This window comes from Aeromonas sp. FL131 (genome assembly GCF_049860615.1).
GTDB classification, from domain to species: domain Bacteria; phylum Pseudomonadota; class Gammaproteobacteria; order Enterobacterales; family Aeromonadaceae; genus Aeromonas; species Aeromonas hydrophila.
Window position 1 is genome coordinate 2405920 of sequence record NZ_CP187595.1, and the last position, 25375, is coordinate 2431294.

The 25375-nt window shown below is 62.2% G+C and carries 19 protein-coding genes and 2 pseudogenes; 9 read left to right on the forward strand and 12 right to left on the reverse strand.

Features of this window, described 5'->3' with window-relative positions; translation table 11 throughout:
* Nucleotides 1–41: 41 nt before the first annotated feature.
* The 7 genes from dedD to ACPW75_RS11190 all read right to left on the reverse strand — a co-directional run bounded on the left by dedD (nucleotide 42) and on the right by ACPW75_RS11190 (nucleotide 8913).
* Entirely contained in the window at nucleotides 42–842 is an 801-nt protein-coding gene (gene dedD / locus ACPW75_RS11160) for a cell division protein DedD (protein ID WP_077098026.1), read from the reverse strand.
* Nucleotides 843–916: 74 nt separating this feature from the next.
* Nucleotides 917–2176, reverse strand: a complete 1260-nt coding sequence (folC, locus tag ACPW75_RS11165) for a bifunctional tetrahydrofolate synthase/dihydrofolate synthase (protein ID WP_179101526.1) — start codon at nucleotides 2174–2176, stop codon at nucleotides 917–919.
* Between the two features lie 2 nt (nucleotides 2177–2178).
* A complete protein-coding gene (gene accD / locus ACPW75_RS11170) occupies nucleotides 2179–3042 on the reverse strand; it encodes an acetyl-CoA carboxylase, carboxyltransferase subunit beta (protein ID WP_011706493.1) in 864 nt (287 codons plus the stop codon).
* A gap of 119 nt (nucleotides 3043–3161) precedes the next feature.
* Complete coding sequence (gene truA / locus ACPW75_RS11175; protein ID WP_077098024.1) at nucleotides 3162–3971, reverse strand: tRNA pseudouridine(38-40) synthase TruA; 810 nt, start codon at nucleotides 3969–3971, stop codon at nucleotides 3162–3164.
* A gap of 178 nt (nucleotides 3972–4149) precedes the next feature.
* On the reverse strand, nucleotides 4150–6348 hold the full coding sequence (locus ACPW75_RS11180) for a FimV/HubP family polar landmark protein (protein WP_077098022.1): 2199 nt from the start codon (nucleotides 6346–6348) through the stop codon (nucleotides 4150–4152).
* 275 nt (nucleotides 6349–6623) lie between these two features.
* Nucleotides 6624–7640, reverse strand: coding sequence for an aspartate-semialdehyde dehydrogenase (locus ACPW75_RS11185; RefSeq protein ID WP_077098020.1), 1017 nt, complete (start codon nucleotides 7638–7640; stop codon nucleotides 6624–6626).
* Nucleotides 7641–7782: 142 nt separating this feature from the next.
* The gene (locus ACPW75_RS11190; protein WP_077098018.1) at nucleotides 7783–8913 is read right to left on the reverse strand and encodes a 4-phosphoerythronate dehydrogenase; all 1131 of its coding nucleotides are present in this window, start codon (nucleotides 8911–8913) and stop codon (nucleotides 7783–7785) included.
* A gap of 320 nt (nucleotides 8914–9233) precedes the next feature.
* On the opposite strand from ACPW75_RS11190, the gene ACPW75_RS11195 reads away from it, so the two are divergent.
* Entirely contained in the window at nucleotides 9234–9980 is a 747-nt protein-coding gene (locus ACPW75_RS11195; RefSeq protein ID WP_077098016.1) for a phosphatase PAP2 family protein, read from the forward strand.
* Between the two features lie 71 nt (nucleotides 9981–10051).
* On the opposite strand, the gene ACPW75_RS11200 is transcribed toward ACPW75_RS11195, so the two are convergent.
* On the reverse strand, nucleotides 10052–10882 hold the full coding sequence (locus ACPW75_RS11200) for a MetQ/NlpA family ABC transporter substrate-binding protein (RefSeq protein ID WP_077098014.1): 831 nt from the start codon (nucleotides 10880–10882) through the stop codon (nucleotides 10052–10054).
* A 484-nt stretch (nucleotides 10883–11366) separates the two neighbouring features.
* On the opposite strand from ACPW75_RS11200, the gene ACPW75_RS11205 reads away from it, so the two are divergent.
* The 3 genes and pseudogenes from ACPW75_RS11205 to ACPW75_RS11215 all read left to right on the forward strand — a co-directional run.
* Nucleotides 11367–12101: an NYN domain-containing protein gene (locus tag ACPW75_RS11205; protein WP_029300132.1), complete on the forward strand. Its 735-nt coding sequence runs from the start codon at nucleotides 11367–11369 to the stop codon at nucleotides 12099–12101.
* Between the two features lie 199 nt (nucleotides 12102–12300).
* Nucleotides 12301–12675 (forward strand): hypothetical protein, encoded by a 375-nt coding sequence (locus tag ACPW75_RS11210; protein WP_016351149.1) that lies wholly within the window; start codon nucleotides 12301–12303, stop codon nucleotides 12673–12675.
* A 15-nt stretch (nucleotides 12676–12690) separates the two neighbouring features.
* A pseudogene (locus tag ACPW75_RS11215) lies at nucleotides 12691–12780 on the forward strand (hydrolase); the annotation flags it as partial.
* A gap of 55 nt (nucleotides 12781–12835) precedes the next feature.
* Here the strand turns inward: ACPW75_RS11215 and ACPW75_RS11220 are convergent.
* Entirely contained in the window at nucleotides 12836–13753 is a 918-nt protein-coding gene (locus ACPW75_RS11220; RefSeq protein ID WP_024946304.1) for an IS5 family transposase, read from the reverse strand.
* Between the two features lie 78 nt (nucleotides 13754–13831).
* Between ACPW75_RS11220 and ACPW75_RS11225 the strand changes: the two are divergent.
* The 4 genes and pseudogenes from ACPW75_RS11225 to ACPW75_RS11240 all read left to right on the forward strand — a co-directional run.
* Nucleotides 13832–14290, forward strand: a pseudogene (locus tag ACPW75_RS11225) (isochorismatase family protein); the annotation flags it as partial.
* A gap of 485 nt (nucleotides 14291–14775) precedes the next feature.
* Complete coding sequence (locus ACPW75_RS11230; RefSeq protein WP_029302695.1) at nucleotides 14776–16650, forward strand: serine protease Asp; 1875 nt, start codon at nucleotides 14776–14778, stop codon at nucleotides 16648–16650.
* A 17-nt stretch (nucleotides 16651–16667) separates the two neighbouring features.
* Entirely contained in the window at nucleotides 16668–17126 is a 459-nt protein-coding gene (locus tag ACPW75_RS11235) for a serine protease chaperone (protein ID WP_011706502.1), read from the forward strand.
* 420 nt (nucleotides 17127–17546) lie between these two features.
* Nucleotides 17547–19928, forward strand: coding sequence for a beta-glucosidase (locus ACPW75_RS11240; RefSeq protein WP_179101513.1), 2382 nt, complete (start codon nucleotides 17547–17549; stop codon nucleotides 19926–19928).
* 84 nt (nucleotides 19929–20012) lie between these two features.
* On the opposite strand, the gene ACPW75_RS11245 is transcribed toward ACPW75_RS11240, so the two are convergent.
* Together ACPW75_RS11245 and ppsA are read right to left on the reverse strand one after the other, a co-directional pair.
* A complete protein-coding gene (locus tag ACPW75_RS11245) occupies nucleotides 20013–20990 on the reverse strand; it encodes an AraC family transcriptional regulator (protein ID WP_077097798.1) in 978 nt (325 codons plus the stop codon).
* 300 nt (nucleotides 20991–21290) lie between these two features.
* Nucleotides 21291–23669, reverse strand: coding sequence for a phosphoenolpyruvate synthase (gene ppsA, locus ACPW75_RS11250; RefSeq protein WP_043163038.1), 2379 nt, complete (start codon nucleotides 23667–23669; stop codon nucleotides 21291–21293).
* Between the two features lie 308 nt (nucleotides 23670–23977).
* On the opposite strand from ppsA, the gene ppsR reads away from it, so the two are divergent.
* Nucleotides 23978–24790, forward strand: a complete 813-nt coding sequence (ppsR, locus tag ACPW75_RS11255) for a posphoenolpyruvate synthetase regulatory kinase/phosphorylase PpsR (RefSeq protein ID WP_005302533.1) — start codon at nucleotides 23978–23980, stop codon at nucleotides 24788–24790.
* A 90-nt stretch (nucleotides 24791–24880) separates the two neighbouring features.
* On the opposite strand, the gene ACPW75_RS11260 is transcribed toward ppsR, so the two are convergent.
* Nucleotides 24881–25168, reverse strand: coding sequence for a hypothetical protein (locus ACPW75_RS11260; RefSeq protein WP_077097796.1), 288 nt, complete (start codon nucleotides 25166–25168; stop codon nucleotides 24881–24883).
* Nucleotides 25169–25375: the final 207 nt, after the last annotated feature.

Below are 25375 nucleotides of genomic sequence, written 5' to 3' on the forward strand. Positions count from 1 at the left end.
TCCAAGATGCAGCGCGGTATTTTTTTACCTTGTCGACCCTCTTAGGGGTTGTAAGCCACCACGGAACCACTCAAGCCGGTCATCTGGCCGATGCGGCTCTGCATGCCCTGCAGCTTGGCCTTGGAGACATCCGGCCCGATGAAGACCCGGTTGAGCTGACCCTGGACCGGCGTGCGCGGCGAGGTGTGCGCCGAGTAGCCCGCAGCCCGCAGCTTGCCCACCAGCGCATTGACGCTGTCGACGTTCTTGAAGGCGCCGAGCTGCAGGATCCAGCTGCCCTGGGCCGGCGCAGTAGCGGCAGGCGCCGGGGCTGTCGTCGTGGTCGGTTGTCCCATCTTGCTGGCAATGAGATCGTCCATCGACTTGATCTGGCCCGCCTGCGGCTTGTTCTCAACCGGTTTTTGCACCTCGACCGGCTTGGGCGGCACCACCTTGGGCTTGGGCTGCTCCACCGGTTTCTTGGCGATCACTTCAGGCTTGGGCTGGGGCTTGACCACCGGCGGAGTGACGGGCTGGGTCACCGGCTTGGCGGCCGGTTGCTGCACCGGCGGCTGGCCCTGCTTGGCCCCCAGGGTTACCGGCTCAGATACCTCTTCCACCTGCCACTGCTCGGCGGCAGAGGCCTGCTGCTGGCTGGCCAGGTGTTCCGCCGGCAAGGTGCTGGCGGCCGATACCAGCAAGGCGGGCTTGGCGGGCTCCAGCTCCGGGCGCAGCGGGATCTTGGCAAACGCCTCTTCCTTCTGCTCCAGCTTGTGGCCGTCCATCAAATCCGGCAGAAAAATGACAACCAGGGCCACCAGGATGACGGTGCCCACCAGACGGTTTTGAAACTTAGAGGCCAAGTTGAATCCTACCTTTACGTAACTCAATATGCGATTTGGCTCCCCGCCAGAGGGCCGGGGAGCCGGGGTGTGGCCTAGACGGCGACACCCGCCAGAATGTCGGCAACAGTGTAAAACGAACCAAACACAATGACCATATCATCAGGACTCGATGCGGCCAACGCAGCAGCATAGGCCTGCCCCACGCTGTCAAAGGTGGTCGCCGGCCCCCGCTCGCTGCCAAGAGCGGCCGCCAGCTGGGCCGCGCTCGCCGCCCGCGGGCCGGTCAGGCTGGCCAGATACCATTCGCCGATGAGACCATCGAGCTCGGCAAGCGACCCCGCCATGTCCTTGTCCTTGAGCATGCCGACCACGGCGCGGCGCACGCCGGTGCAGGGCATCTTGTGCAGCTGGGCTGCCAGGTAGGCGGCAGAATGGGGGTTGTGGGCCACATCGACGATGACCAGCGGCGCGCTTTGCAGTTGCTGCATCCGCCCGGCCAGCCGGGCATTGGCCAGCCCTTGCCGAATAGCCTCTTCCGGCAGCGGCAGGCCGAGGGACTCCAGCGCCGCCAGCACGGTGACCGCGTTCATCAGCGGTAGGGCCGGTTTGGGCAGGTCGCGCCACTGATGAAGGCCGTGATAATCCCAGCCGCTGGCGTGCTCATCACCACGAAAATCAATGCCGACCTGACGCAGGCAGGCGCCGAGGCGGGCAGCCTCGCTGGCGATGGTGACGGGCGGATTGGGCTCACCGCTGATGGCGGGTTTGCCGGCGCGATACACCCCCGCCTTCTCCACCGCCACCGCCTCGCGGGTATCCCCGAGCCAGTCACAGTGATCGAGCGCAATGGAGGTGATCATGGCGACATCGGATTCCACCACATTGGTGGCATCCAGCCGACCGCCCAGCCCTACTTCCAGCAGCAGCACGTCCGGCACGGCGCGCCGGAACAGCCACAAGCCCGCCAGGGTGGCGAACTCGAAGAAGGTAAGGGCAATCTCGCCGCGGGCCGCTTCCACCTCGGCAAAGGCGGTGCAGTGATCGCTGTCGGCCAGTTCGGCCCCGTTGATGCGCACCCGCTCGGCGAAGCGCAGCAAATGGGGAGAGGAGTAGACGCCGACCTGGTAGCCGGCTTCCATCAGTATGCTGGCCGCCATGGCACAGCTGGAGCCCTTGCCGTTGGTGCCCGCCACCGTGATCACCTTGAACGGCAGTTGGGTAAGACCCATGCGGCGGGCCACGGCGCCGACCCGATCCAGCCCCATGTCGATGTTGACCGGGTGGATCTGCTCCAAATAAGAAAGCCAGTCGACCAGCGACCGGCTTTGGGATTGTTGCATGTTGGAACTCATCTTCACTCTTCGATGACGTGAGTATTCAGCATTTTGGCGAGCAGGCTGGCCAGACGGTTACGCATCTCGCGGCGATCGATGATGAGGTCGATGGCGCCCTTCTCCAGCAGGAACTCGGAGCGCTGGAAGCCTTCCGGCAGCTTCTCGCGCACGGTCTGCTCGATGACGCGCGGACCGGCAAAGCCGATCAGTGCCTTGGGCTCACCCACGTTGATGTCACCCAGCATGGCCAGACTGGCGGAGACGCCACCCATGGTGGGGTCGGTCAGCACGGAGATATAGGGCAGACCGGCCTTGGAGAGTCGGTCCAGCGCCGCACTGGTCTTGGCCATCTGCATCAGGGAGAACAGCGCCTCCTGCATGCGGGCACCACCCGAGGTGGAGAAACAGACCAGACCGCGACCTTCCTTGATGCTCTCCTCGACAGCGCGCACGAAGCGGGCACCGACCACGGAGGACATGGAGCCACCGATGAAGGAGAACTCGAATGAACAGGCGACGACCGGCACCCCCTTGAGGGTCCCTTTCATCACCACCAGCGCATCTTTTTCTCCCGTCTCTTTCTGGGCGGCAGACAAACGATCCTTGTAGCGCTTGGAATCCTTGAATTTCAAGACATCCTGCGGCTCCAGCTCGGCACCGATCTCGGTGCGGCCCTGCTCGTCGAGAAAGCTCTCGAGACGGGCACGGGCGCTGATGCGCATATGATGATCACACTTGGGGCACACTTCGAGATTGCGCTCCAACTCTGCCCGGTAGAGCACCTGTTCACAAGCACTGCACTTGGTCCACACCCCTTCCGGAATGTTGTGACGACGAGGTGTAGTGATCTTGCTCTTGGGAAGGATCTTCTCAAGCCAGCTCATGGAATTCCTTAATGCTTTTGTGCCTGACAAAACGCATCGAGCCTAGATTGTTCAATGACTTAATAGCTCGATGGCAATAAATGACGGATCATTAAACCACAAATTTTCGGGGCCAGTTACTAAAAACTGGTCGTACCCGGTGCCGAGTCCGGCAGCCACAACGGGCCCAGCGGCATCCGCGGCAACCCCAGCTCCGCCGGGTAATCCACGTCCACCAGATAGAGTCCCCCCGCCTTGGCAGTCGGGCCCGCCAGGTTGCGATCCCGGGCTGCCAGTACCTCGGCAATCCACTCCACCGGCTGGAGCCGCTGCCCCACCAGCAGCAGGGAGCCGGTGATGTTGCGCACCATGTGGTGCAGGAAGGCGTTGGCCTTGATGTCGAGCACGATGTAGGGGCCGGAGCGGCTGACACAGAGGTGGGTCACATTGCGCCAGGGGGTGTTGGACTGGCAGGCGACGGCCCGGAAGGTGCTGAAGTCGTGCTCCCCGAGCAGGCTCTGGCCCGCCTGGTGCATCAGATCGGCATCGATGGTTTCGTGGTAGTGACTGACGCCACTGCCGAGGATGGCCGGCCGGTAGTTGTGGTTGTAGATGACGTAGCGGTAGCGACGGGCGGTGGCGCTGAAACGGGCATGAAACCCCTCGTCTACCTGCTTGACCCAGCGCACGGCGATGTCCGGCGGCAGGTTGGAGTTGAGACCCAGGGTCCAGGCCCCTTCGGCGCGATTCGCATCGGTATCGAAGTGGATCACCTGGCCGGTGGCGTGGACACCGGCATCGGTGCGCCCTGCGCACTGGATGGAGACGGGGTGATTGGCGATCCGGCTGAGGGCCTTTTCCAGCTCCTCCTGTACGCTGATCACTTCGCGCTGACGCTGCCAGCCGAAATACCGGCTGCCGTCATATTCAATACCTAGGGCAATTCGCATGGATAAACTTGTCTTCTGATGAAAAGGGGCGGTGAACGAAACGGGGCGGATTATACGCGTCTCCCCTCAAAAATCCCAAATAGCCGCGCCCAGGCCGGACCAGACGCCAAAACACAGGGACCAAAAACAAGGGGCAGCCCATCGGCTGCCCCTGTTTTCATCATTATGCGCTGGCTCTCTAGCCAAGTCGCTTGAGCAGCTTCTCGGCCTCGGCCCGTTGATGCTCGGTGCCCTGCTCCGCGGCTTCTTGCAGCAGTTCGCGGGCGCTATCCTTGTCGTCGATCTCGAGGTAGGCACGGGCCAGATCCAGCTTGGCACCCACACCGCCATCGTCGGCATCCACGTCAAATCCGGTGGACTCCGGCAGCACCTCGGGGAAGCCATCCAGCCCCACGTCCAGCGAGAAGCCTTGATAGGGTTCCTGCTCGGTGGTGGTGGCGTCCGCCTCGGCCAGCAGCTTGTCGATCTCGACATAGCCGCTCTCCTGGGCCTGCTCCCGTGGCTTCACTTCGCCCGGATGGGACTCCACCTCGGCGAAGGCATCCTCAAAATCGGCCAGGGCCAGCTCGTTGGGATCCCACTCCAGATCTGCTGTGGCCTCCTGTTTCCCCTTGGTCGGCTCGGGCTCCAGCCCCAGCTCCGCCAGCAGCTCATCGGCGCTGGCATCGGCCGTGGCACTGGCTGCCTTGTCGGCGCCCGGCTCGGCAAAGGCGGTCTCGAAGTCGCTCAAATCGAAGGAGGCGAGATCCTCGTCACTGACCATGGGGTCGGCATCGGGTTGACCGTCATCGCTGCCGTCCAGCGCCAGATCGGCTTCCAGGTCTGCGTCCAGCTCAGCGAACAGGGCTGCCTGCAGCTCCTCTTCGCTCATGATCTCGTTGCCAGCCTTGGGCTTGGGATTGAATTCGCTGGCAAGGTCCAGATCCGGCTCGGTGTCGAGGGTGATGGACTCGTCATGGGCCAGATCCAGCTCGGGCACCAGATCCGGATCCCGGATGGCGGCCTTCGCAGGCGGGGCCGGCTCGGCATCGAAGCTGGCCAGATCCATCTCGCCATCGTCGCTGAACACCAGATCAGCCGGCGCGGCAGGCTCTTCCACCGCCATGTAGCCATCCGGCGTGTTGAGATCCGGGCGCGGTCGTACCGGCTCGTCGTCGGTGATGCCGACCGTCATCAGCTCGTCAAATTCGCTGCTCTCCTGATCCATCACCATGGCGGTGGATTCGGACAGGCTCTTCTCCTGCTCTTCCAGCTCGCGGCGGGCCCGCGCCCGCAGCCACAGGGTCACCAGTGCCAGCACCAGCAGCACCGGCAACAGGATGATCATGGCCAGGTTGAGCGGCGAGGAGAGCAAGTCCATCAGCCAGTTCTGCTTGGGCTCGGGGGCCGGTGCCACCGGCGGAACCGGCTTGGCCTTGAGCTCGGCAATCTCTTTTTGCAGCGCGGTCTGATCCTGCAACTGGGCCTTGAGAGTCTCCACCTCTTCGGTCAGGGATTGCAGCCGCAGCTTGAGCCTGTGGTTCATCTCGGTGACCTGGCCGAGCTGGGCATTGGCATCTTCCAGCGCCAGCGCCATCTCGGTGGAGGGCTTGCCGACCGGTTGATTGACATCGGCCGGCAACGGCGCCGGTGCGCTGGCCGTGGCGGCGCTGGTGGCAGCCGCCTGGCTGGCTACCGGCTCGGGAGCCTTGGCAACCGCCTTCACCTCGGTGGCCGGCTGGGGCGTCTCCACCTTGGGTGCCGGGGCCGGAATGGGCGCCGCCTTGGCGGGCGCGACCTTGGCTACCTCGGGTTTGGCCGGCTCGGCCGCCTTGGTCGGGGCCGCTTTGGTGGTCACCGGCTTGGCCGGCTGGGTATGCTTGCTCGCCAGGTATTTCGGGCTCAGCCCTTTCCAGCTGGCGTTGTCACTGCGGAATTTGGCGCGGGCCTCGGCATCGGTGATGACGCTGGCCTCGGCGGTGGTGGGCAGCTGGATGCGCGAACCCACCAGAATGTGGTTGATGTTGCCATCGGCAAAACTGCGGGGGTTCTTCTCGTAGATCGCCACCATGGTCTGGTAGACGCTGACACTGCTGGAGGGACGGTACTTGCTCGCCAGGCTCCAGAGGGTATCGGTGGGACGAATGGGGCCATAACTGCCGGCATTGCTCGCGACCTGCCGCACGATCGGCTGGGCCGTGGCTCGGCTGGGTTGGGACGTGGCGCGGGGAGCGGCGACGGGTTGTGCCAGCGGCTGGGAATTGACGGCGGGCGGAGCCGGTTCGTCCGGGCCTTTGAGCTCAACAAAAAAAGGCTCCCGCGCCGAGTCTTCGGCCTGGGCCGTGCCCAGCAGACCCAATGCGAGTAGCGTTGCCAATGTTATGCGGGAATGTCCCATATTCGTTCCTTCGTATGACGGCCCTATCACATTGAAAAATCTGGATAGTTACCCCAAAACAGTCGGTTCAATATAAATCAGGCTCAGGTTGCAAGCCAGCAGTCCGACACATTTAGCACCCAACTTGCCCCTGAGTGTAGGAAAAAACTTAATCAGTTGATATCGCGAAAAATTCTCGGGGCAGCAGAGTGCGCCTCCGGTCACATCCACCCCATGGGTACACAGGCTGGCAACCTGGCGGATTTCCCTCCCCGCCAGGCCAATGGACTCGCCGATCAGAGGTAATCGCGCACCAGCAGTTCGGCAATCTGCACGCTGTTGGTCGCCGCGCCCTTACGAACGTTATCGGCCACGATCCACATATTTATACCGCAGGGGTGAGAAATATCCTGGCGAACCCGGCCCACCAGCACTTCGTCCTTGCCGGTTGCGTCGCGCACCGGGGTCGGATAGTCGTTCTCGTCGTCAAACAGGGTGACGCCCGGCGCATTGCGCAGCAGCTCCTTCACCTGTTCGGCGTCGAGCGGCTGATGCAGCTCGACGTGGACCGCCTCGGCATGACCATAGAACACCGGTACCCGCACGCAGGTGGGGTTCACGGCAATGCTGGCATCCCCCAGGATCTTCTGGGTCTCCCACACCATCTTCATCTCTTCCCGGGTGTAGCCGTTGTCGGTGAAGCTGTCGATCTGCGGGATCAGGTTGAAGGCGATCTGCTGCGGGTAGAGGCTCGGCTCCACCGGACGACCGTTGAGCAGATGGGCGGTCTGGCCCGCCAGCTCGCTCACCCCCTCCTTGCCGGAGCCGGAGACGGACTGATAGGTCGCCACATTGATGCGGGCGATACCCACCTCATCGTGCAACGGCTTGAGCGCCACCAGCATCTGGATGGTAGAGCAGTTGGGGTTGGCGATGATGTTGCGGTTGCGAAAATCGGCCAGCGCATCCGGGTTCACTTCCGGAATGACCAGCGGGATGTCTTCGTCGTAACGGAAGCAGGAGGTGTTGTCGATGACGATGCAGCCGTGCTCGGCGGCAATCGGCGCCCACTTGGCCGAGACCTCGGCCCCGGCGGAAAAGAGGGCGATCTGCACCTGGCTCCAGTCAAACTCCTCCACATCCTGGATCTCGACGTTCTTGCCGGCAAAACGCACCGTGTCGCCGGCGCTGCGGCTGGAGGCCAGCGGATAGAGGGTGGCGATCGGGAAGGCACGCTCTTCCAGGATCTCGATCATCGCCTCGCCCACGGCGCCGCTGGCGCCCAATACCGCTACGTTGAATTGCTGACTCACTGCTGTTCTCTCCTATGATGGTGCCGGTGACGCGCGCTGGCATCACCGCTGGCAGGCGGACCTGCCTGATAGCGGGTCTAGCGTCGGGCCAGACCGGGTATGGGCGGGACAAGGCTCCCGCCCCTTCAAGTATGTAAAGTGTTCAGTCTGGCTGGCAGACAAACCCGAGCCGGGCCAGAGCATCGCCGGCAAACGGTCCCTTCAGCTGCAGGGAAGAGAGCTCGCGCCGCTCAGGATAGTGTTTGCGCTGCTCATCGAAGCTGCCCGCCACACCGAGTCGGTTGCGAAAACGGGCGTCATCGCGGCGCACGTCATAAATAAGGTGGACCAGTTGCTTGATCAATGCCTGATCCGCCGGCTGGCCCGGTGTCACCTCGCGCACCTCGGGAGTCGGCAACAAGCTCTGCAGATCCTGGCGCGGCGTGCGCCCCAGCTGCCGGCAGAGTGCCTCATAGAGCATCCAGGTGCCGCGGGCCTTGCCTTCCAGGCTGTAACCCGCGATGTGCGGGGTCGCGAGCTCGGTGTGGGGCACCAGGGCCTGCAGCGGCTCCGGCTCCCCTTCCCACACGTCCATCACCAGCCGCAGCGGCGCCTGGCTCTGCTGGCGCGCCAGCAAGGCCTGGTTGTCCCACACCTCGCCACGGGAGGCGTTGATGAGGATCTGCCCGGCCGGCCGGGCAGCAATCTGCGCCGCGTCCAGCAGGTGGAAGGTGGCATCCGGCCCCTGGTGGGTGATGGGAACGTGGAAGCTGACGATGTCGGCGCCAAGGGCCTGCTGGTAGTCGACAAACTGCGTCGCCTCGTTGGCCTCGGCGGCGCGGGCACGGGGCGGATCGCAGCGCAGCACCCGCATGCCGAGCGCCTCGGCCTTGCCTGCCACACACTCGCCGGTGTTGCCGGCACCGATGACCGCGAGGCTCATCGCGCTCAAGTTGAGCTCATGGCGCTCGGCCAGCACCAGCAGGGCGGAGAGCACATAGTCGCCGACCGAATATTTGTTGCAGCCGGGGGCGCTGAAGAAGGGAATGCCCCGCTCAGCCAGCAACCCCTTGTCCACGTGATCGGTGCCGATGGTGGCGGTGCCGACGAAGCTCAGTCGTGGGCAGCTGGCCAGCAGCGCGGCGTCAACCCGGGTGACGGAGCGCACCAACAGCACGTCGGCCTCTTGCAGATCCGCCGCCAGCATCTGCCTGCCGGGCAGAGGGATAACCTCGCCAAATTCGGCAAACAGCTCACGGGCATGGGGCATATTTTCATCAACGACGATCTTCATCTGGCTCTCTCACTTCGCTAGCGGCCACAAGCGCGCCATTCTAGCCCAAACAGACCGAAGTTTCAGATGCTTATTCATCCATGAGCGGCCGCCGCGACTTTCTAGCGGGAACCAGCGCGCTGCTGATTCATCTCTGCTCAACCGAGTGGGACAGTCTGCACAAGCGACCTCGGATGCTCCCCCTCGCCACCAGCCGGATTGGACTCGGCGGGTCGGCCATCACCACACTCATTTGTAACCCCGTGTTACAGCGAGCGGGGCGCGACTTGACCGAGCGGACTGGGCTGGCACAATGGCGCCTCTTTTTTTGCTGCCCAGGAATGGGCACCTTGCCGAGCCCCGTTATGCCGACTCACGCCTCTTCCCTGCCGCGCCGCCAGGTGCTGTGTTTCAGTGCCGCCCTGATCCTGCCGCTGCTCCTGCTGGCCTGCCTGCCCTGGCAACCGTTCATGAGCCAGGTCCTGCACTCGGACTGGCTCTGGTGGCCCTACGCCCTCACCCGCACGGTGGATGTGCCCGGCATCGGCGTCAGCATCCTGGCCCTGCTGCTGCTGACCCGACACAAGCTGACGCTGAGCCTGCCGGCGCTGCTGGCCCTCGGCGGCGCCCTGTTTGCCGTGCTGGCCGGCGACTGGCTCATCAAGAGCCTGATCAAGCATCTGACCGAGGAGCCCCGCCCCTACCTGCTCTGGCTGGAGAGCCAGCAGCTGATCCCCGCCATCCAGCAGTTCTACGCCGGCAAGGTGGAGGTGCGCAGCGAGCAGGTCCATGCCGCCAGCCAGCTGCTGGCACTGCCCGAGTGGCTCGCCAACCACTGGCAGGCGGAGGTGAACTACGCCTTCCCCTCCGGCCACAGCATCGCCGCCATGAGCCTGGCCCAGTTCTTCGGCCTGATCTGGCTGGCGCGCGCCCCTGCCGGCGCCTGGCTGCTACCGCTGTGGGCCATCGGTGTCGGCCTCTCGCGCATGCTGATCGGCATGCACTGGCCGCTGGATGTGCTGGCGAGCGCCCTGCTCGGCAGCCTCACCGCGTTGTTCGCCGCCCGCTGGTGGCTGCGCCATTACTGACATCTGCACGACACAAAAAAACGGGCACCCGCGGGTGCCCGTTTTTGTTCAAAGCCTGTGACGCTGGCCACTCAGTTGCTGGCGCTCGCTCCCTGCCACCCTTCGGGGTACTTGTAACCGACGAAGCGCTTGGCGGCATAAGCCTTGAAGGCGGCCGAGTTGTAGGCCGCCGCCACGTCCTTGGCAAACGGCTGCCCGGCATCGGCGCTTTTCACCACCACCCAGTTGATGAAGTCGTAGCTGCGCTCAAGGAACAGGCCTGAGCTGAAGGGAATGCCGCTGGAGGCGGCAAAGTTGCCGTTGATGACCGAGAAGTCCACGTCTTCGCGCGAGCGAGGCAACTGGGCCGCCTCCAGCAGCACCAGCTTGAGGTTGTGCGGGTTTTTCACCACATCGAACTCGCTCGCCTTGAGCGGGTTGATCCCCTCCTTCAGGGTCAGCCAGCCCAGATCCTGCAGCATCAGCAGCGCCCGCGCCTGATTGGTGGGGTCGTTCGGAATGGCCACCGTGCTCCCCTCCTTCACCGCCTTCAGCTCTCCCAGCTTGCCGGCATAGAGGCCCATGGGGCCGGTCGGTACCTGGGTGATGGGGGCAAGCGACAGCCCCCGATCCTTGGCAAAGCTCTCCAGGTAGGGCTTATGCTGGAAGCAGTTCACATCGAGCGAGCCGTCGGCCAGCGCGATATTGGGCGTCACGTAGTCGGTGAACTCCACCAGTTTGACCTGGTAGCCCTTGGCTTCGAGCTGCGGCTTGATGGAGTCGGTCACCATGTCGGCAAAATCCCCCACAGTAGTGCCGATGACGATCTCCTGTTTGGCCGGATCGGCAGCCAGCGCGGCCAATGGCAGAGTACCGGCCAGCAGGGCCAGGGCGGAAAGGGTAAAGAAGGAACAACGCTGCATAAAAACTCCCTGTAAACATCTCAACGGCTGGCGCGATGGCAGAGTCGTGCTTGAATCACCATAACCATCTAGCCATCCAAACGGCTAATTAAGCACACCATAACAGAGCCGTTTCTCTTCGCCAAGCAACAAAACCGGGCAAGCTTTACCGGATGGCAGTGAAGCCCGGCACTCAGCTCTGCCGGGTACCCATGACAAGAAATATTTGATAAACCACACAGTTATTGATTGACCCCCTCCCCAAGCGGGCCTCAAGTGACTTATTGTGGTCACTTCATGGCTATTGCATTTGATTAATCTTGTTATTCAATCAGCAAAGGAACCGCTGTGGACACATATCTGGGAGTCAATGCTCACATTTTGCAGGCTGAGCATATTTCATACATGCAGCAGACTGCCGCAAAGTTATTATTCCAAAAAGGGATAGTTTCTAGACCGTGATACGTTTTTTACAACTGGATTTATTGTAATGACAGGAGGTCACTTGAAGGATAAAGAGAAAATTGCGGTCTTTATCGATGCAGATAATGCGCCAGCCGGCAAGATGGACAGGGTATTGTCAGAACTGGCTCGCTATGGTGTAGTCAATATTCGTAAGGCATATGGTAACTGGAAAAACCCAACCCTCAAGTCATGGGAGGAAATACTGCACGAGTTTGCAATTCAACCAATCCAGCAATTCGACTTGACCAAGGGGAAGAATGCCACCGATATGGCACTGGTGATTGATGTCATGGATGTTCTCTATACCAAGGATGTCGACGTTATTTGCCTCGTCTCTTCTGACTGTGACTTCACCCCACTTGTTACTCGATGTCTGGCTGATGGCAAGTTTGTGATCGGATTTGGCGAACGGAAAGCCCCGATGCCTTTCGTCAATAGCTGCTCTCGTTTTCTCTATCTGGATGCCGAGTTGCAGGATATTCAAGAAGAGCAGCCAATTGCCAAACAAGCCAAGAACCTCAAGAGTGATACACGCCTCATCAATTTACTCAGGCAAGCCATTGAAGCAGTAGAGGAAGGCGGTGGCTGGGCAAGATTAAGTCCAATTGGCAGCCATATCTCAAACCATGCCTCATTCGATCAACGAAATTATGGATTTAAAAAACTCAGTGATCTGTTCATGGCAATTGATCTATTCGAAATGAAGAAAACTGACAACTCGGTATTATGGGTAAGAGATAAAAAGCGGGCATCCCAATTGACCAAATCCAAATGAAACGATGGTCGTTTTTTTCGATTGGCAGGCTGACATAAGGAACACGCCTTACCTCAGGCTTTCATTGTATGGCCAGGCTGCAACTAAATTTACATTTTGCATTACTTTATTTTTGACCTGTTCCAGCCCTGCCGGTAGTTTGCGGAAGTGATTCACATCGTCATCCCAAACGTAACAGTTACCACCTTCAGGAGTAACCATGACCCCCAAACAACATCTGCTCGCCAAGGCCATCTTTATCGTTGCGACCATGCTCTCCCTCGCCATGATTGCATTCGTTGCCTGGGCCGTCGTCACGGTCAGCCCGCTCCACCCGGCTGACATGGCACCGTCGCAGAGTCTCAGCCTTGGCCTGGCAACCGCCATCGCCCTGTTTGTGCTCGCCTTCAACTATGTGGCCTACCGCGGGCTCACCGAACAGGTGACGGCCTTCAAGGTGGTCTTCTGGTGCTTCGTCGCCCTGCAGTTGTTCGCCTTTCCGATCGGTACCGTCATTGCACTGACCCTCATCTATCTGTGGAACCAGTCGCGCGCATCCCTCGCCCGCCCACTTGGCGCCACTGTCTCACTCTGATCCGGGAGAGTATCCATGCTGACCACCACGAACACCGGCCTGCTGGTCGTCGATATTCAAGGCAAACTGGCCCGTCTGGTCGAGGGGAGCGACGCCCTGATCGCGGCGTTGTTGATCAAATCCGTCGCTGGATGGCCGTTCCCCAACCCGTTGATACCACTCAATTCACTGGCTGGCGAACAGGCATACCAAGCCCTATCAGCTTGTTCATCACCTTCACGCCAGCCAGGATTTCGCCCACCTGGGCGTTGTAGTTCCGCAGGCTCAGCGTTGGCCCGATGAGTTGCTTGAACCGGTACATGGCGGTCTCGGCTATCGAGCGCTGGTGATAGCCGGAGTCTTTCTTCCATTGCTTCAGTTCACCGGCCTTGAGCGCCGTCACCGCCTCGTTGCGGGGATGGTCTTCCTCCCACGGTGCCGCATTTTTTCTCGGCGGTATGGTGGCTTTCGCCCCCTTCTTCTTCAGTAGCGCATGACAGGCCTTGGTGTCATACGCACCATCGGCGCTGACCTGTTTTATCTTGCGTCGTAAGGGGTTGAGCAACGTCGGTAACACCTCGTTATCCGCCACCGTCTCCAGGCTGACTTCGGCAGCGATGACCGCATGGGTTGTGGCATCCACCGCCAAGTGGAGCTTGCGCCACACTCGTCGCTTCTCCTTGCCGTGTTTGCGAATTTTCCATTCGCCTTCGCCATAGACCTTGAGGCCGGTGGCATCAATGACCAAGTGAGCCACCGGGCCTTGGCTGGGGAGGCGGTACTTGATGTCGACGGTCTTGGCGCGCTTGCTGATACAGCTATAGTCCGGCGACTGCAAAGGCACCGCCATCAGTTGGAACAACGAGTTAATGAAGCCTTCTAGCGCCCGCAGCGGCAACTTGAACAAGCCTTTTAGCATCAGGGCCGTCTCAATGGCGGTGTCACTGTAGTGGAAACCTCTCCCTCGGCGGCCATGGTGGACCAGGCAATGCCACTGCTTAATGGCTTGTTCGTCCATCCAGATGGTCAACGAACCGCGTTGCACCAAGGCTTGGTTGTACTGCTGCCAGTTGCTGATCTTGTGCTTGGACTTGCCCATCTGATGCTCTCGGAGACTGCGCTACAGGATCAGATCACCGAGATGACAGATAGTTCCCCGATTTGAGCAACAAGGCCCCTGATCGCCAACACCGCCAGACTGGTGGCGGGGGCCAGACTGCTGGGCCTGCCGGTTGTCTGGCTGGAGCAGAACCAGGACAAGCTCGGGGCTACCGTGCCCGAGCTGCAGCTGATGCAGGCAGGCGATCTTGTGCTGCCCAAGCACAGCTTCGGCGCCCTGGGGGAATCGGCGCTGGCCGACGCCCTCGCCCACCAGGGCGTCAGCCACTGGCTGGTATGCGGCATCGAGGCCCATATCTGCGTCTACCAGACGGTACAGGGATTGCTGGACGCGGGCAGCCAGATATCGCTGGTGGTGGATGCGGTGTCGTCGCGCAGCGCCGCCAACCGGGAGCTCGCCATCCACAAGCTGGCGGCCCACGGGGCCGAACTCACCTCGGTGGAGATGTGCCTCTACGAGCTGCTGGGCGATTGCCGCCATCCGGCCTTTCGATCCATTCTGGCGTTGATCAAATAACCCTCCTGCCGGATGGCCTCTCCATCCGGTCATCCGACGTTTCGCACCATTCTGGCGCTGATCAAATCACCTTCCCTGTCGATCTGCGACTTCATCTCACACGACGCCATTGGCGCCGTGTGGCTTGCCTGCACTGACCCTCACTCTGCTTTCGATCTCGGCGCCCCCCGCCAGCGCGGTACGCCTCCCATTTCGCGCCGCTCCGCCCGCCCCCTTTCGCACCTGCTTGTCCCGCCAAACGTTAACGAACAGTTACTAACAAGTTTATCTACAAAGATAAATATCAACATCAGCCAGCTGAGAAAAGTTCTCAATACACCACATAAAAGGATTCACAGGAACCCCCACATGGTCTGTAAAATATTTGTTGTGGGATTTTTTTGAGCCTTATCTCAGAATCAAAATGAGTGCTTTTTGACTCTGTTTTTCCCGTGTATAGATGCCAGTCGCACCCAGGACGGTGCGATATAAGATGGAGTTTATTAATGAGAAAAACATCGTTAGCGTTGGCAATCTCGGCCCTGCTCTCGGCCCTGCCCATCGCTTCAGTTCAGGCGAGTGAGAGTTGCACCCCATTGACCGGCAAAGAAGCCGGCCTCGATACCGGCCGCAGCAGCGCAGCGCGCTGCCTGCCCGGCATCAACCCGCTGCAGGATCAGCAGTGGCACCTGCTCAACAGCGGCCAGAATGCCTTCAGCCCCCGCGGCGGCGTGGCAGGCAACGACCTCAACCTCTGGTGGGCACACCGTACCGGCGTGCAGGGTCAGGGCATCAACGTGGCCGTGGTGGATGACGGCCTGGCCATCGCCCACCCGGACTTGGCCGACAATGTGCGTCCCGGCTCGAAGAACGTGGTGACCGGCAGCAGCGACCCCACCCCAACCGATCCGGACAGTGCCCACGGCACCTCGGTCTCTGGCCTGATCGGGGCGGTCGACAATGGCATCGGCACTCTGGGGGTGGCGCCTCGCGTCCAGCTGCAGGGGTTCAACCTGCTGGATGAGCGTAGCAAGCAGCTGCAGAAAGACTGGATCTATGCGCTGGGCGGCAGCACCGCCACCGCCGACAACCGGGTCTTCAACCAGAGCTACGGCATGAGCCTGGTGGATCCGCAAAGCGCCAGCGGGCTGGATCAGGTTCAGCTCGATCGCCTGTTCGAGCAGCAGACCCAGCAGGCACAGGGCGCGGCCTACATCAAGGCGGCAGGCAACGGCTTCAACCGCATCGCCGCGGGTGACTACATGTTCAGTCGCACCGGCGTCCTGCCCAAGCTGCCGTTCGAGAACAGCAACATAGACCCCTCCAACAGCAACTTCTGGAACCTGGTGGTAAGCGCCATCAACGCCGATGGAGTGCGTTCCTCCTACTCCAGCGTCGGCAGCAACGTCTTCCTGAGCGCCCCCGGCGGAGAGTACGGCACCGATGCACCGGCCATGGTGACCACGGATCTGCCCGGCTGCGACATGGGCTACAACCGCACCGACGATCCCAGTACCAACCGGCTGCACAACAACCCGCAGCTGGATGCCACCTGCGACTACAACGGCGTGATGAACGGCACCTCGTCGGCCACCCCCAACACCTCGGGCGCCATGGCGCTGCTGATGTCCGCCTACCCGGATCTGTCGGTGCGGGATCTGCGCGATCTGCTGGCTCGCAACGCCACCCGCATCGATGCCGGCCAGCAGCCGGTCCAGGTCAGCTATACCGCCGCCAACGGTCAACCCCGCCAGGTCACCGGCCTGGAAGGGTGGGAGCGCAACGCCGCCGGCCTCTGGTACAGCCCCACCTATGGCTTTGGTCTTATCGACGTGAACAAGGCCCTGACGGCCGCCGCCAACCACACCCCGCTGCCACCACTGGTGCAGTTGCCGGCTCAGAAGGTCACGGTGCCGCGCAGTGAAGGGAGCATCGCGGATGTGGGCAGCAGTGCCACCCGCTCCAGCACCCAGGTGGCGCAAGCCTTGACCGTGGAAGCGGTCCAGGTCACGGTGAGCCTGGATCACCAGCGCCTGCCCGACCTGCTGATCGAGCTGGTCTCCCCGTCCGGCACCCGCAGCGTGCTGCTCAACCCCAACAACAGCCTGGTGGGGCAATCCCTCGACCGGCAGCAACTGGGTTATGTGCGCACCAAGGGGCTGCGCGACATGCGCATGCTCTCCCACAAGTTCTATGGCGAAGCGGCCCAGGGCGAGTGGCGACTGGAAGTGACCGACGTCTCCAACAGCAGCCGCCAGCTGACGCTGGTTGACCTCAACACCAACCGCCGCAGCACGCTGACCGAGCGCAACAACAGCCAGCCGGGTCAACTGCTCAACTGGTCCCTGCGGGTGATCGGCCACGATGCCGCCCGCTCATGATCACAAGGAGTCACAAGATGAAACACAGCTTACTCGGCCTCGCTCTGGCCGGCCTCCTGGCTTCAGCCGGCGTGCACGCCGCCGATGAATCGGTGGTGATCGACGGCAAGCAGTACCGCACCATCGAGGTGAACGGTCAGACCTACCTCACCCCGGACAACGGCAGCAAGCAGCGGGTCGCCCGCAGTGCAGACGGCAAGGCGCCCCGGCAAACCCTGCGCAGCGGCGACGTGTTGCTGCAAGGGGTGGCCAGCCCACAGCTCACCGCCAGCGGCACCCTGCTGGTGGAAGCCGATGACAACCAGGCCAGCGCGCTGGCCAGCCGTCACGGCCTGCGCTTCAAGCAGAGCAGCGGTGGCATCGCCCTGCTGGAAGCCAAGCCGGGCACCGATCTGAACGCCGTCGCCACGGCGCTCAAGCAGGAGGGGGTCAAGGTGCAGATTGAACTCGCCGGGGCCCTCAAACAACCCAAGTGAGCCGTCCCGGGCCATTGCCCGGGCATATCAGCAAATCTTCGAGGGGGCCGCCGGCCCCCTCGCGTGTTGCTCGCAGCCATCCTCATGGGCCATCAGGCCACCCGTTTTCCCAATCTCCCCCGCCCTTCTCCCCTCTTGTCACTTTCAGCCCCTGGTTTGGCACCGCCTTTCGATGCGACCTTGCTCACAACTCGGCCCCCTTGCTCCCGTCGGCACATTTCTCGCTCCCCCGGGGCAAGGCGGCCATCGCCCGGCTTGTTAACCTGCCTGCAGCCAAACGTCTGCCCACGGGCCCGTTCGGCCTTCCTTGCGATATCCAATGGCAGCCGCCAGCAGAGCGGCCCAGCCCGGGCGGATGCCTTCCACCCGGTGTCGATATCTCCTTTTTATTTTTATTCAGACAGTTACGAGGACGTCTTCATGCCTATCACCACAAAATTGAAAGCGGTTTCACTGAGCGTCAGCCTGGCGCTGGCCGGCCTGCTGGTCGGTTGCAACCAGAATGACTCGGATCCCCTGGTCAAGGACGATGCCTATTACCGCGGCCAGGCCGAGGCCATGGTGGCCAAGCTGACCCTGAGCGAGAAGCTGGACCTGCTCTCCGGCCCCGGTTACGGCAGTGCCAACGGCGCCATCAACGTCAAGCAGGACGTGCCCGGCGTGGCGGGTTACATCAACGGCGTGCTGCGCAGCGCGGACGGCATCGACATTCCGGCCCTCAAACTGGCCGACGGGCCGGCCGGGGTGCGGATCAACGCCAACCGCGACGGTGACAGCGCCAGCTACTACGCCACCGCCTGGCCCATCGGCTCGCTGCTCGCCTCCAGCTGGGACGTCAAGCTGGTCAAGGCCGTCGGCGAAGCCATGGGGGACGAGGTGCGCCAGTACGGGGTCGACATCCTGCTGGCCCCGGGCATGAACATCCAGCGCAACCCGCTCAATGGCCGCAACTTCGAGTACTACTCGGAAGATCCCCTGCTGACCGGCAAAATCGGCGCCGCCATGGTCAACGGGGTGGAGAGCAACGGGGTGGGCACCACCATCAAGCACTACTTCGGCAACAACTCCGAGACCAACCGCAACCAGATCAACGACATCGGCGAACCGAGAACCTTCCGCGAGATCTATCTGCGCGGCTTCCAGATAGCGGTGGACGAGGCCCAGCCCTGGGCGGTGATGACCTCCTACAACAAGGTCAACGGCACCTATGTCAACGAGCGCAGGGATGCGGTGACCGACCTGCTGCGCGGCGAGTGGAAGTTCGACGGCCTGGTGATGTCCGACTGGTTTGCTGGCGATGTGGCCAACAACGCCTACAAGCAGGTGCTGGCGGGGCAGGATTTGATCGAGCCGGGCAACGTCAAGGAGCAGTTGCAGCAATCCATCGAGCACGGCGACCTTGACGAGGCCAAGGTGAACGAGGCCGCCATCCACATCCTGACCCAGGTGATGAAGAGCCCCTCCTACAGCCAGCTGGCTATCAGCAACAGCCCGGATCTGACCGCCCACGCCAAACTGGCCCGTCAGGCCGGCGCCGAGAGCATGGTGCTGCTGCGCAACGACGCCGCGGCCCTGCCGCTGGCGGCAAGCAGCACCCTGGCCAGTTTTGGCATCAACCAGATCAACACCTACAAGGGCGGCACCGGCAGCGGGGATGTGAACGCCGCCAGCACCACCACCATCGCGCAGGGACTGGCGGCACGCTTCCCGGTCAACGAGGCGTTGCAGAGCTACTACCGCGATTTTTACGAGAACAACAAGGTCTATCACGAGGGGCAATTTGGCGCCAAGGGCTATTACACCTGCGCCGAGGCGCCAATCAGCGGCGATCTGGCGGCCCTGATCGCCAGTGCGGCCGCCACCCAGCAAGCCGCCGTCATCAGCATCGGCCGCCAGGCCGGGGAAGGGGCGGATCGCAGCAGCGGCAAGGGAGACTATCTGCTCGGTGATGACGAGCGTGCCCTCATCGACGCGGTGAGCAGCGCCTTCCACGCCCAGGGCAAGAAGGTGGTGGTGGTGCTCAACGTCAACGGCGTCATCGACACCGCCCAGTGGAGCGACAAGGTGGATGGCATCCTGCTGGCCTACATGGCTGGTCAGGAGACCGGCCACGCGGTGGCGGACGTGCTCTCCGGCGCGGTCAACCCGAGCGGCAAACTGGCCCAGAGCTTCCCGCACAGCTACGCCAGCGTTCCCTCCGCCGGCACCTTCCCGGGTGAGGACACCGACGGGGACGGCGAACCGGACGATCTCTACTACAACGAGGGGATCTACGTGGGCTATCGCTACTACAGCACCTTCGAACAGGCGGTCTCCTACCCGTTCGGCTTCGGTCTCTCCTACACCAGCTTCAGCTACACCAGCCCCGCCATCGCCAACAATACCCTGGAGGGTGGCAGCGCCGGCAACCTGGTGCTGACCGCCACCATCACCAACACCGGCGCCGTGGCAGGCAAGGAGGCGGCCCAGGTCTATGTGACCGCCCCCGAGGTCAAGCTGAAGAAACCGCTCATCGAGCTCAAGGCCTTTGCCAAGACGGCGCAACTGGCACCGGGGGCCAGCGAACAGCTGAGCTTCACCATTCCGGCCAGCATCCTCGCCAGCTTCGATGAAGCCAGCAACCAGTGGATCGTGGAGCCGGGTCGTTACAGCGCCTACATCAGCCCCTCGTCGGACGTCTCCGCCAGCACGCCGGTCAGCTTCACGGTGAGCAAGGAGATCGTGGTGAGCAACACCACGCCGGGGGCACTGGCACTGCCGGCCGGGGTGGATCCCGCCAGCGTCACCACAATCACCCGCTAACAGGGGCAGGCACGGCCGGGCACCCAGCCCGGCCTTGCCCAGCAATGACCCGACAACGGGACCGGCCTTGCGCCGGTCCCGTTGTTATTGGCGGGCGTTGCGATAGGCCAGCGGCGTCATCCGGGTGTTGGCCTTGAAGAAGCGGTTGAAGGCGCTCTGGGACGAAAAGCCGACCCGATCGCTGATGTTCTGCAGCGGTTGATCCCCCTCGCCCAGCAAGCGGCAGGCTTCGCTCACCCTCGCTTCCCTCAGCAGGGTAGAGAAGCTGCTCCCCTCCCCCTGCAATTTGCGATTCAGGGTCCAGCGGCTGACGTTCATGGCCGCGCATACCTCCTTGAGCAGGCTCTCGTCGCTCTCCAGCTCCCCTTCCCGGATCTTGTGGCGGATCCGCTCCCCCACCAGATAGGCAAAGGGGGCCCGCTCGGCGATGTCGGCGCAGATCTGCGCCAGCTGGGCCAGTTGCAGATGACCCAGCGGCTCGTTATAGCAGTGGCTGGGGCAGTCGAGTTGGGCATTGTCGATAGTCAGGGTGTTTTCCCCCTGCTCCCAGCGGCAGCGGGCTCCAAAGAACTGGTCCAACAGTTGATGGCGTGGTGGCGGCAGTCCCGTGAAGCCCACCGAGACCCGGGGATCCGCCAGATAGACCCGCAAAATCCGGTAGAGCATGATGAAGTTGGGGATGGCTTGACTTGCCCCCAGGCTGGCAGGCCCCTGATTGACATACAGGTATTGGCTGGCCTGCGCCCCCCGCCGCACCCACAGCTCGTCACAACTGCCGATGATGGGGCGATAGGCCAGCAGCACCTCGAGTGCCGCCCGCGGCGAAGGCTGGTTCAAGCACAGGCTGATGAGCGGCGGATAGTGCTGGTAAAGCTGGCCGATGTCGTAGGAGAGGATGGTTTCGTGAAAACTGGCCAGATAGGGCTGCATCAGTTGCAGCATCCGGTAGTGGCTGTGGGCCGGCAGCCGGCCCTGCTCCCGCTCGATGTCGAACGACGTGAGGCCGCCCGCCATCAGAATGGCATCGGGATCGCCCCCCTGCTGCTGGCAGGCTCCCAGCATTCGTCTGATCACCTGGTTTGATACGCTCTGTGACATCTGCCGTCCTGGCCTCCGTGCTGACAGGAAACTGCTCGTGATCCCCCGGCCCGCCACTGGCGGCAGGCCTGCCACCCCGTGCAGCGGGCTGGCGCGACCATTATGGGGCGGTTGCAAAGCGAGCAGATGTAACGGAGTGTAAAAGCACGCGCCAGCGCGCCATTTTGAGCACATGTGGCCGCCATATCGGACAAGTTGCGTCAGGTTCGGCCATGAAAAATGGCGCCCGTGGGCGCCATTTTGGTGGGGGCTGTGCAGCCTGCGTCAGTTCGCCTTGTGCTGCTCGGCCAGATAGAGCCAGGTATCGACCACGGTATCCGGGTTGAGCGACACAGAGTCGATCCCCTGCTCGACCAGCCAGGCGGCGAAGTCCGGGTGATCGGACGGCCCCTGGCCGCAGATCCCCACGTACTTGCCCGCCTTGCGGGCGGCGGCAATGGCCATCGCCAGCAGCGCCTTGACCGCCTCGTTGCGCTCGTCGAACAGGTGGGCGATAAGCCCCGAGTCCCTGTCAAGTCCGAGCGTCAGCTGGGTCATGTCGTTGGAGCCGATGGAGAAGCCGTCCACATGCTCGAGGAACTTGTCTGCCAGCAGAGCGTTGCTCGGGATCTCGCACATCATGATCACCTTGAGCCCCCGCTCGCCACGGCGCAGACCGTTCTCGGCCAGGATGTCGATCACCTGCTCCGCCTCGCCCACGGTGCGCACGAAGGGGATCATCACCTCGACGTTGGTCAGCCCCATGACATCGCGCACCCGCTTGATCGCCTCGCACTCGAGGGCAAAACAGGGGCGGAAGCTGTCGGCGATGTAGCGCGACGCACCACGAAAACCGATCATCGGGTTCTCTTCGTGAGGCTCGTAGTCACGGCCGCCCACCAGGTTGGCGTACTCGTTGGACTTGAAGTCCGACATCCGCACGATCACCCGCTCCGGCCAGAAGGCGGCGGCCAGGGTAGCGATGCCCTCGGTCAGCTTGGCGACGTAGAACTCGCGCGGGCTCTCGTAGCCGGCGATCATCTTGCCGATGGTGGCCTTGAGCTCGGGGCTCTGCTGGTCGAATTCCAGCAGCGCCTTGGGGTGCACCCCGATCATCCGGTTGATGATGAACTCGAGGCGGGCCAGTCCGACGCCGGCGTTCGGCAGCTGGGCGAAGTCGAACGCTCTGTCCGGGTTGCCGACGTTCATCATGATCTTGATGGGCAGGCGCGGCATGTTGCCCACCTCGGTCACCGCCACGTCGAAGTCGAGTTCGCCGTCGTAGATGAAACCGGTATCCCCTTCCGCGCAGGAAACGGTAATGAGCTGGCCCGGTTCGATGCGCTTGGTGGCATCACCGCAACCCACTACCGCCGGAATGCCCAGTTCGCGAGCGATGATGGCGGCGTGGCAGGTGCGCCCGCCCCGGTTGGTGACGATGGCGGAGGCCCGCTTCATGATGGGCTCCCAGTCCGGGTCGGTCATGTCGGTGACCAGCACGTCGCCGGGCTGCACTTCGTCCATCTGGCTGATGGAGGAGATGACCCGTGCCGGGCCCGCCCCGATCTTGTGGCCGATGGCGCGCCCCTCGATCAGCACCTTGCCCGCTTGCTTGAGGGCAAAGCGCTCGAGGGTGTTGGCCTCCTGACGGCTGCGCACGGTTTCCGGGCGCGCCTGCACGATGTAGAGCTTGCCATCCTGCCCGTCCTTGGCCCACTCGATGTCCATCGGCCGGCCATAGTGCTGCTCGATGATGAGGGCCTGCTTGGCCAGCTCCATCACCTCGGCATCCGTGATGCAGAAGCGGCTGCGCTCGGCTTCATTGGTGTCGACGATCTGCACCTGGCGGCCGTGGCTGGCATCGCCGGAATAGGTCATCTTGATGAGCTTGGAGCCCAGCGTCTTGCGCACCACCGCCGGGCGTCCTGCCTTGAGGGTCGGCTTGTGCACGTAGAACTCGTCGGGGTTGACCGCACCCTGTACAACCATCTCGCCAAGGCCCTGGGCGCCAGTGATGAACACCACGTCGTTGAAGCCGGACTCGGTATCCAGGGTGAACATGACGCCGGAGGCGGCGAGATCGGAACGCACCATGCGCTGGATCCCGGCCGACAGGGCGACCCCCTTGTGGTCATAGCCCTGATGCACCCGATAGGAGATGGCGCGGTCGTTGAACAGTGAAGCAAACACATGCTTGACGGCAATCATGACGGCGTCGATGCCGCGCACGTTGAGGAAGGTCTCCTGCTGGCCGGCAAAGGAGGCATCCGGCATGTCTTCCGCAGTGGCGGAGGAGCGCACCGCAAAGGACGCGTCAAGCCCACCGCTGAGCTTGTCGTAGGCAACCCGGATCGCCTGTTCCAGCGCGCTCTGGAACGGGGCTTCGATCACCCAGTCACGGATCTGCTGGCCGGCCCGGTTGAGGGCCGCGATGTCGTCCACATCCAGGCTGTCGAGCAGATCGTGGATCTTGCCGTTGAGGCCGCTTGACTCCAGAAACTCGTTAAACGCAAAGGCGGTGGTGGCAAACCCGCCCGGCACCGACACTCCGGCACCAGAGAGGTTGCTGATCATCTCGCCAAGGGATGCATTTTTGCCGCCAACTCGTTCTACATCCTGCATTCCGAGTTGCTCGTACCAGAGTACGTACTGTTGCACTTGCATGTCTCCAGGTTGGTGGGCACTGTGCCGCCATGGCACCTTGTGCGCCAGTTTATGTGCGTTATTGTCTGTTTCTACTGTTGCCAACGACCATGAAAACGTTTTCTACTTATTGTCAAAAAAATCCCCGAGCAAGATTTGGGGATGGTCGAATGACACAGACATTCTACAATGCCAACACAAAAAGGTAACGACTCAGGTTTGCAAGCCACTTCACAACTTGGGCACGGCAGACCGGTTGACAAAAACGATATGGTTTCGAGAGATACTTCTTGTTAGCCAGCTCGCCGACCCCCTCACAGGAGCCCCCAGTGCACACCGTATTCTATGTTTCAGACGGCACTGCCATCACCGCCGAAGTGTTCGGCCACGCCGTGTTGAGCCAGTTTCCGCTGGCCTTCGAGCAGATCACCATCCCCTTTGTCGAAACCCTGGAGAAGGCGCGCCAGGTACGAATGCGCATCGACGAGCAGTTCCGCCAGACCGGGGTACGCCCCATTTTGTTCCACACCATCGTCGATCATCAGGTGCGCGAGGAGGTGCTCAAGGCCCAGGCTAGCAGCCACGACTTTCTCAACACCTTCGTCAGCCCGCTGGAGCACGAGCTTGGGGTGAAGGCCGAACCCAGGCTGCACCGCACCCACGGCATGGAAAACCGCAAGCTCTATGACGATCGTATCGAGGCGGTCAACTTCGCGCTGGCCAACGACGATGGCATCACCACCAAGGAATACGAGGAGGCCGACATCATCCTGATCGGGGTCTCCCGCTGCGGCAAGACGCCGACCAGCCTCTATCTGGCGCTGCAGTTCGGCATTCGCGCGGCCAACTACCCCTTCATCGAGCAGGACATGGGGGTCCTGGATCTGCCGGCCGCCCTCAAGGCCAATCGCCACAAGCTGTTCGGCCTCACCATCGCCCCCCAGCGACTGCACGAGATCCGCAACCAGCGCCGCGCCAACAGCCGCTACTCCTCGCTGGAGCAGTGCGAACAGGAGCTGGCCTGCGTCGAGCGGCTGTTTCGCCAGGAGGCGATCCGCTTCCTCGACACCAGTTCCCACTCGGTGGAGGAGATCAGCGCCAAGATCCTCGAGGCCACCGGCCTGCGCCGTCAGCTTTATTGAGAAGCCTGCCCGCCGGCAAGCTGACGACACGGCAAACGCCAATTAAAAAAGCGCCGGATACAACCGTATCCGGCGCTTGTCGACTGGACCTCAGCGGGGCTGGGAGCCCGGGCGGTTCAGCTCTTTGTTGTTCATCAGCATGGCGTAGAAGTTGAGCACACCGTGACGCCGGCGTACCCGCTCGGTCAGCCAGAGGGCCGGCAGTAGGCCGATGGCACCGCCGATCAACAAGACCGTCCGTAAGTGCATCACCAGATAGTCATCACCCTGCACGGCCCACACCAGCAGACACCCCGCCGCCATGGTCAGCAGCAGGGGCGAAAGCCACACGGTGAGCCACAGCGCGACGGCCAGCAAACTGCCAATAATACGTTGCATGAAGTGCATCCTTGTTGCAAAGGAGGCTTCATAAAACAGGAATTGCCGACAGAGTCAACCAAATCGCGCCCAACTGCTCACAATACAACCAATCACTTCCCTGCCAGCTTCGTTGCTCTCTAAAAACCTGCCTTTCGCCGAAAAAACCAGCGAATGATGAGGAAAACAGGTGCATCCGCGATGGATTATCACTATTCTGCTTCCGTT

Coding starts and splice junctions, on each gene's coding strand:
- folC (WP_179101526.1), bottom strand. CDS start 2,176: ATGAGTTCCAACATGCAACAATCCCAAAGCCGGTCGCTGGTCGACTGG.
- accD (WP_011706493.1), bottom strand. CDS start 3,042: ATGAGCTGGCTTGAGAAGATCCTTCCCAAGAGCAAGATCACTACACCT.
- truA (WP_077098024.1), bottom strand. CDS start 3,971: ATGCGAATTGCCCTAGGTATTGAATATGACGGCAGCCGGTATTTCGGC.
- ACPW75_RS11180 (WP_077098022.1), bottom strand. CDS start 6,348: ATGGGACATTCCCGCATAACATTGGCAACGCTACTCGCATTGGGTCTG.
- ACPW75_RS11190 (WP_077098018.1), bottom strand. CDS start 8,913: ATGAAGATCGTCGTTGATGAAAATATGCCCCATGCCCGTGAGCTGTTT.
- ACPW75_RS11195 (WP_077098016.1), top strand. CDS start 9,234: ATGGGCACCTTGCCGAGCCCCGTTATGCCGACTCACGCCTCTTCCCTG.
- ACPW75_RS11200 (WP_077098014.1), bottom strand. CDS start 10,882: ATGCAGCGTTGTTCCTTCTTTACCCTTTCCGCCCTGGCCCTGCTGGCC.
- ACPW75_RS11210 (WP_016351149.1), top strand. CDS start 12,301: ATGACCCCCAAACAACATCTGCTCGCCAAGGCCATCTTTATCGTTGCG.
- ACPW75_RS11220 (WP_024946304.1), bottom strand. CDS start 13,753: ATGGGCAAGTCCAAGCACAAGATCAGCAACTGGCAGCAGTACAACCAA.
- ACPW75_RS11230 (WP_029302695.1), top strand. CDS start 14,776: ATGAGAAAAACATCGTTAGCGTTGGCAATCTCGGCCCTGCTCTCGGCC.
- ACPW75_RS11235 (WP_011706502.1), top strand. CDS start 16,668: ATGAAACACAGCTTACTCGGCCTCGCTCTGGCCGGCCTCCTGGCTTCA.
- ACPW75_RS11240 (WP_179101513.1), top strand. CDS start 17,547: ATGCCTATCACCACAAAATTGAAAGCGGTTTCACTGAGCGTCAGCCTG.
- ACPW75_RS11245 (WP_077097798.1), bottom strand. CDS start 20,990: ATGCTGGGAGCCTGCCAGCAGCAGGGGGGCGATCCCGATGCCATTCTG.
- ppsA (WP_043163038.1), bottom strand. CDS start 23,669: ATGCAAGTGCAACAGTACGTACTCTGGTACGAGCAACTCGGAATGCAG.
- ACPW75_RS11260 (WP_077097796.1), bottom strand. CDS start 25,168: ATGCAACGTATTATTGGCAGTTTGCTGGCCGTCGCGCTGTGGCTCACC.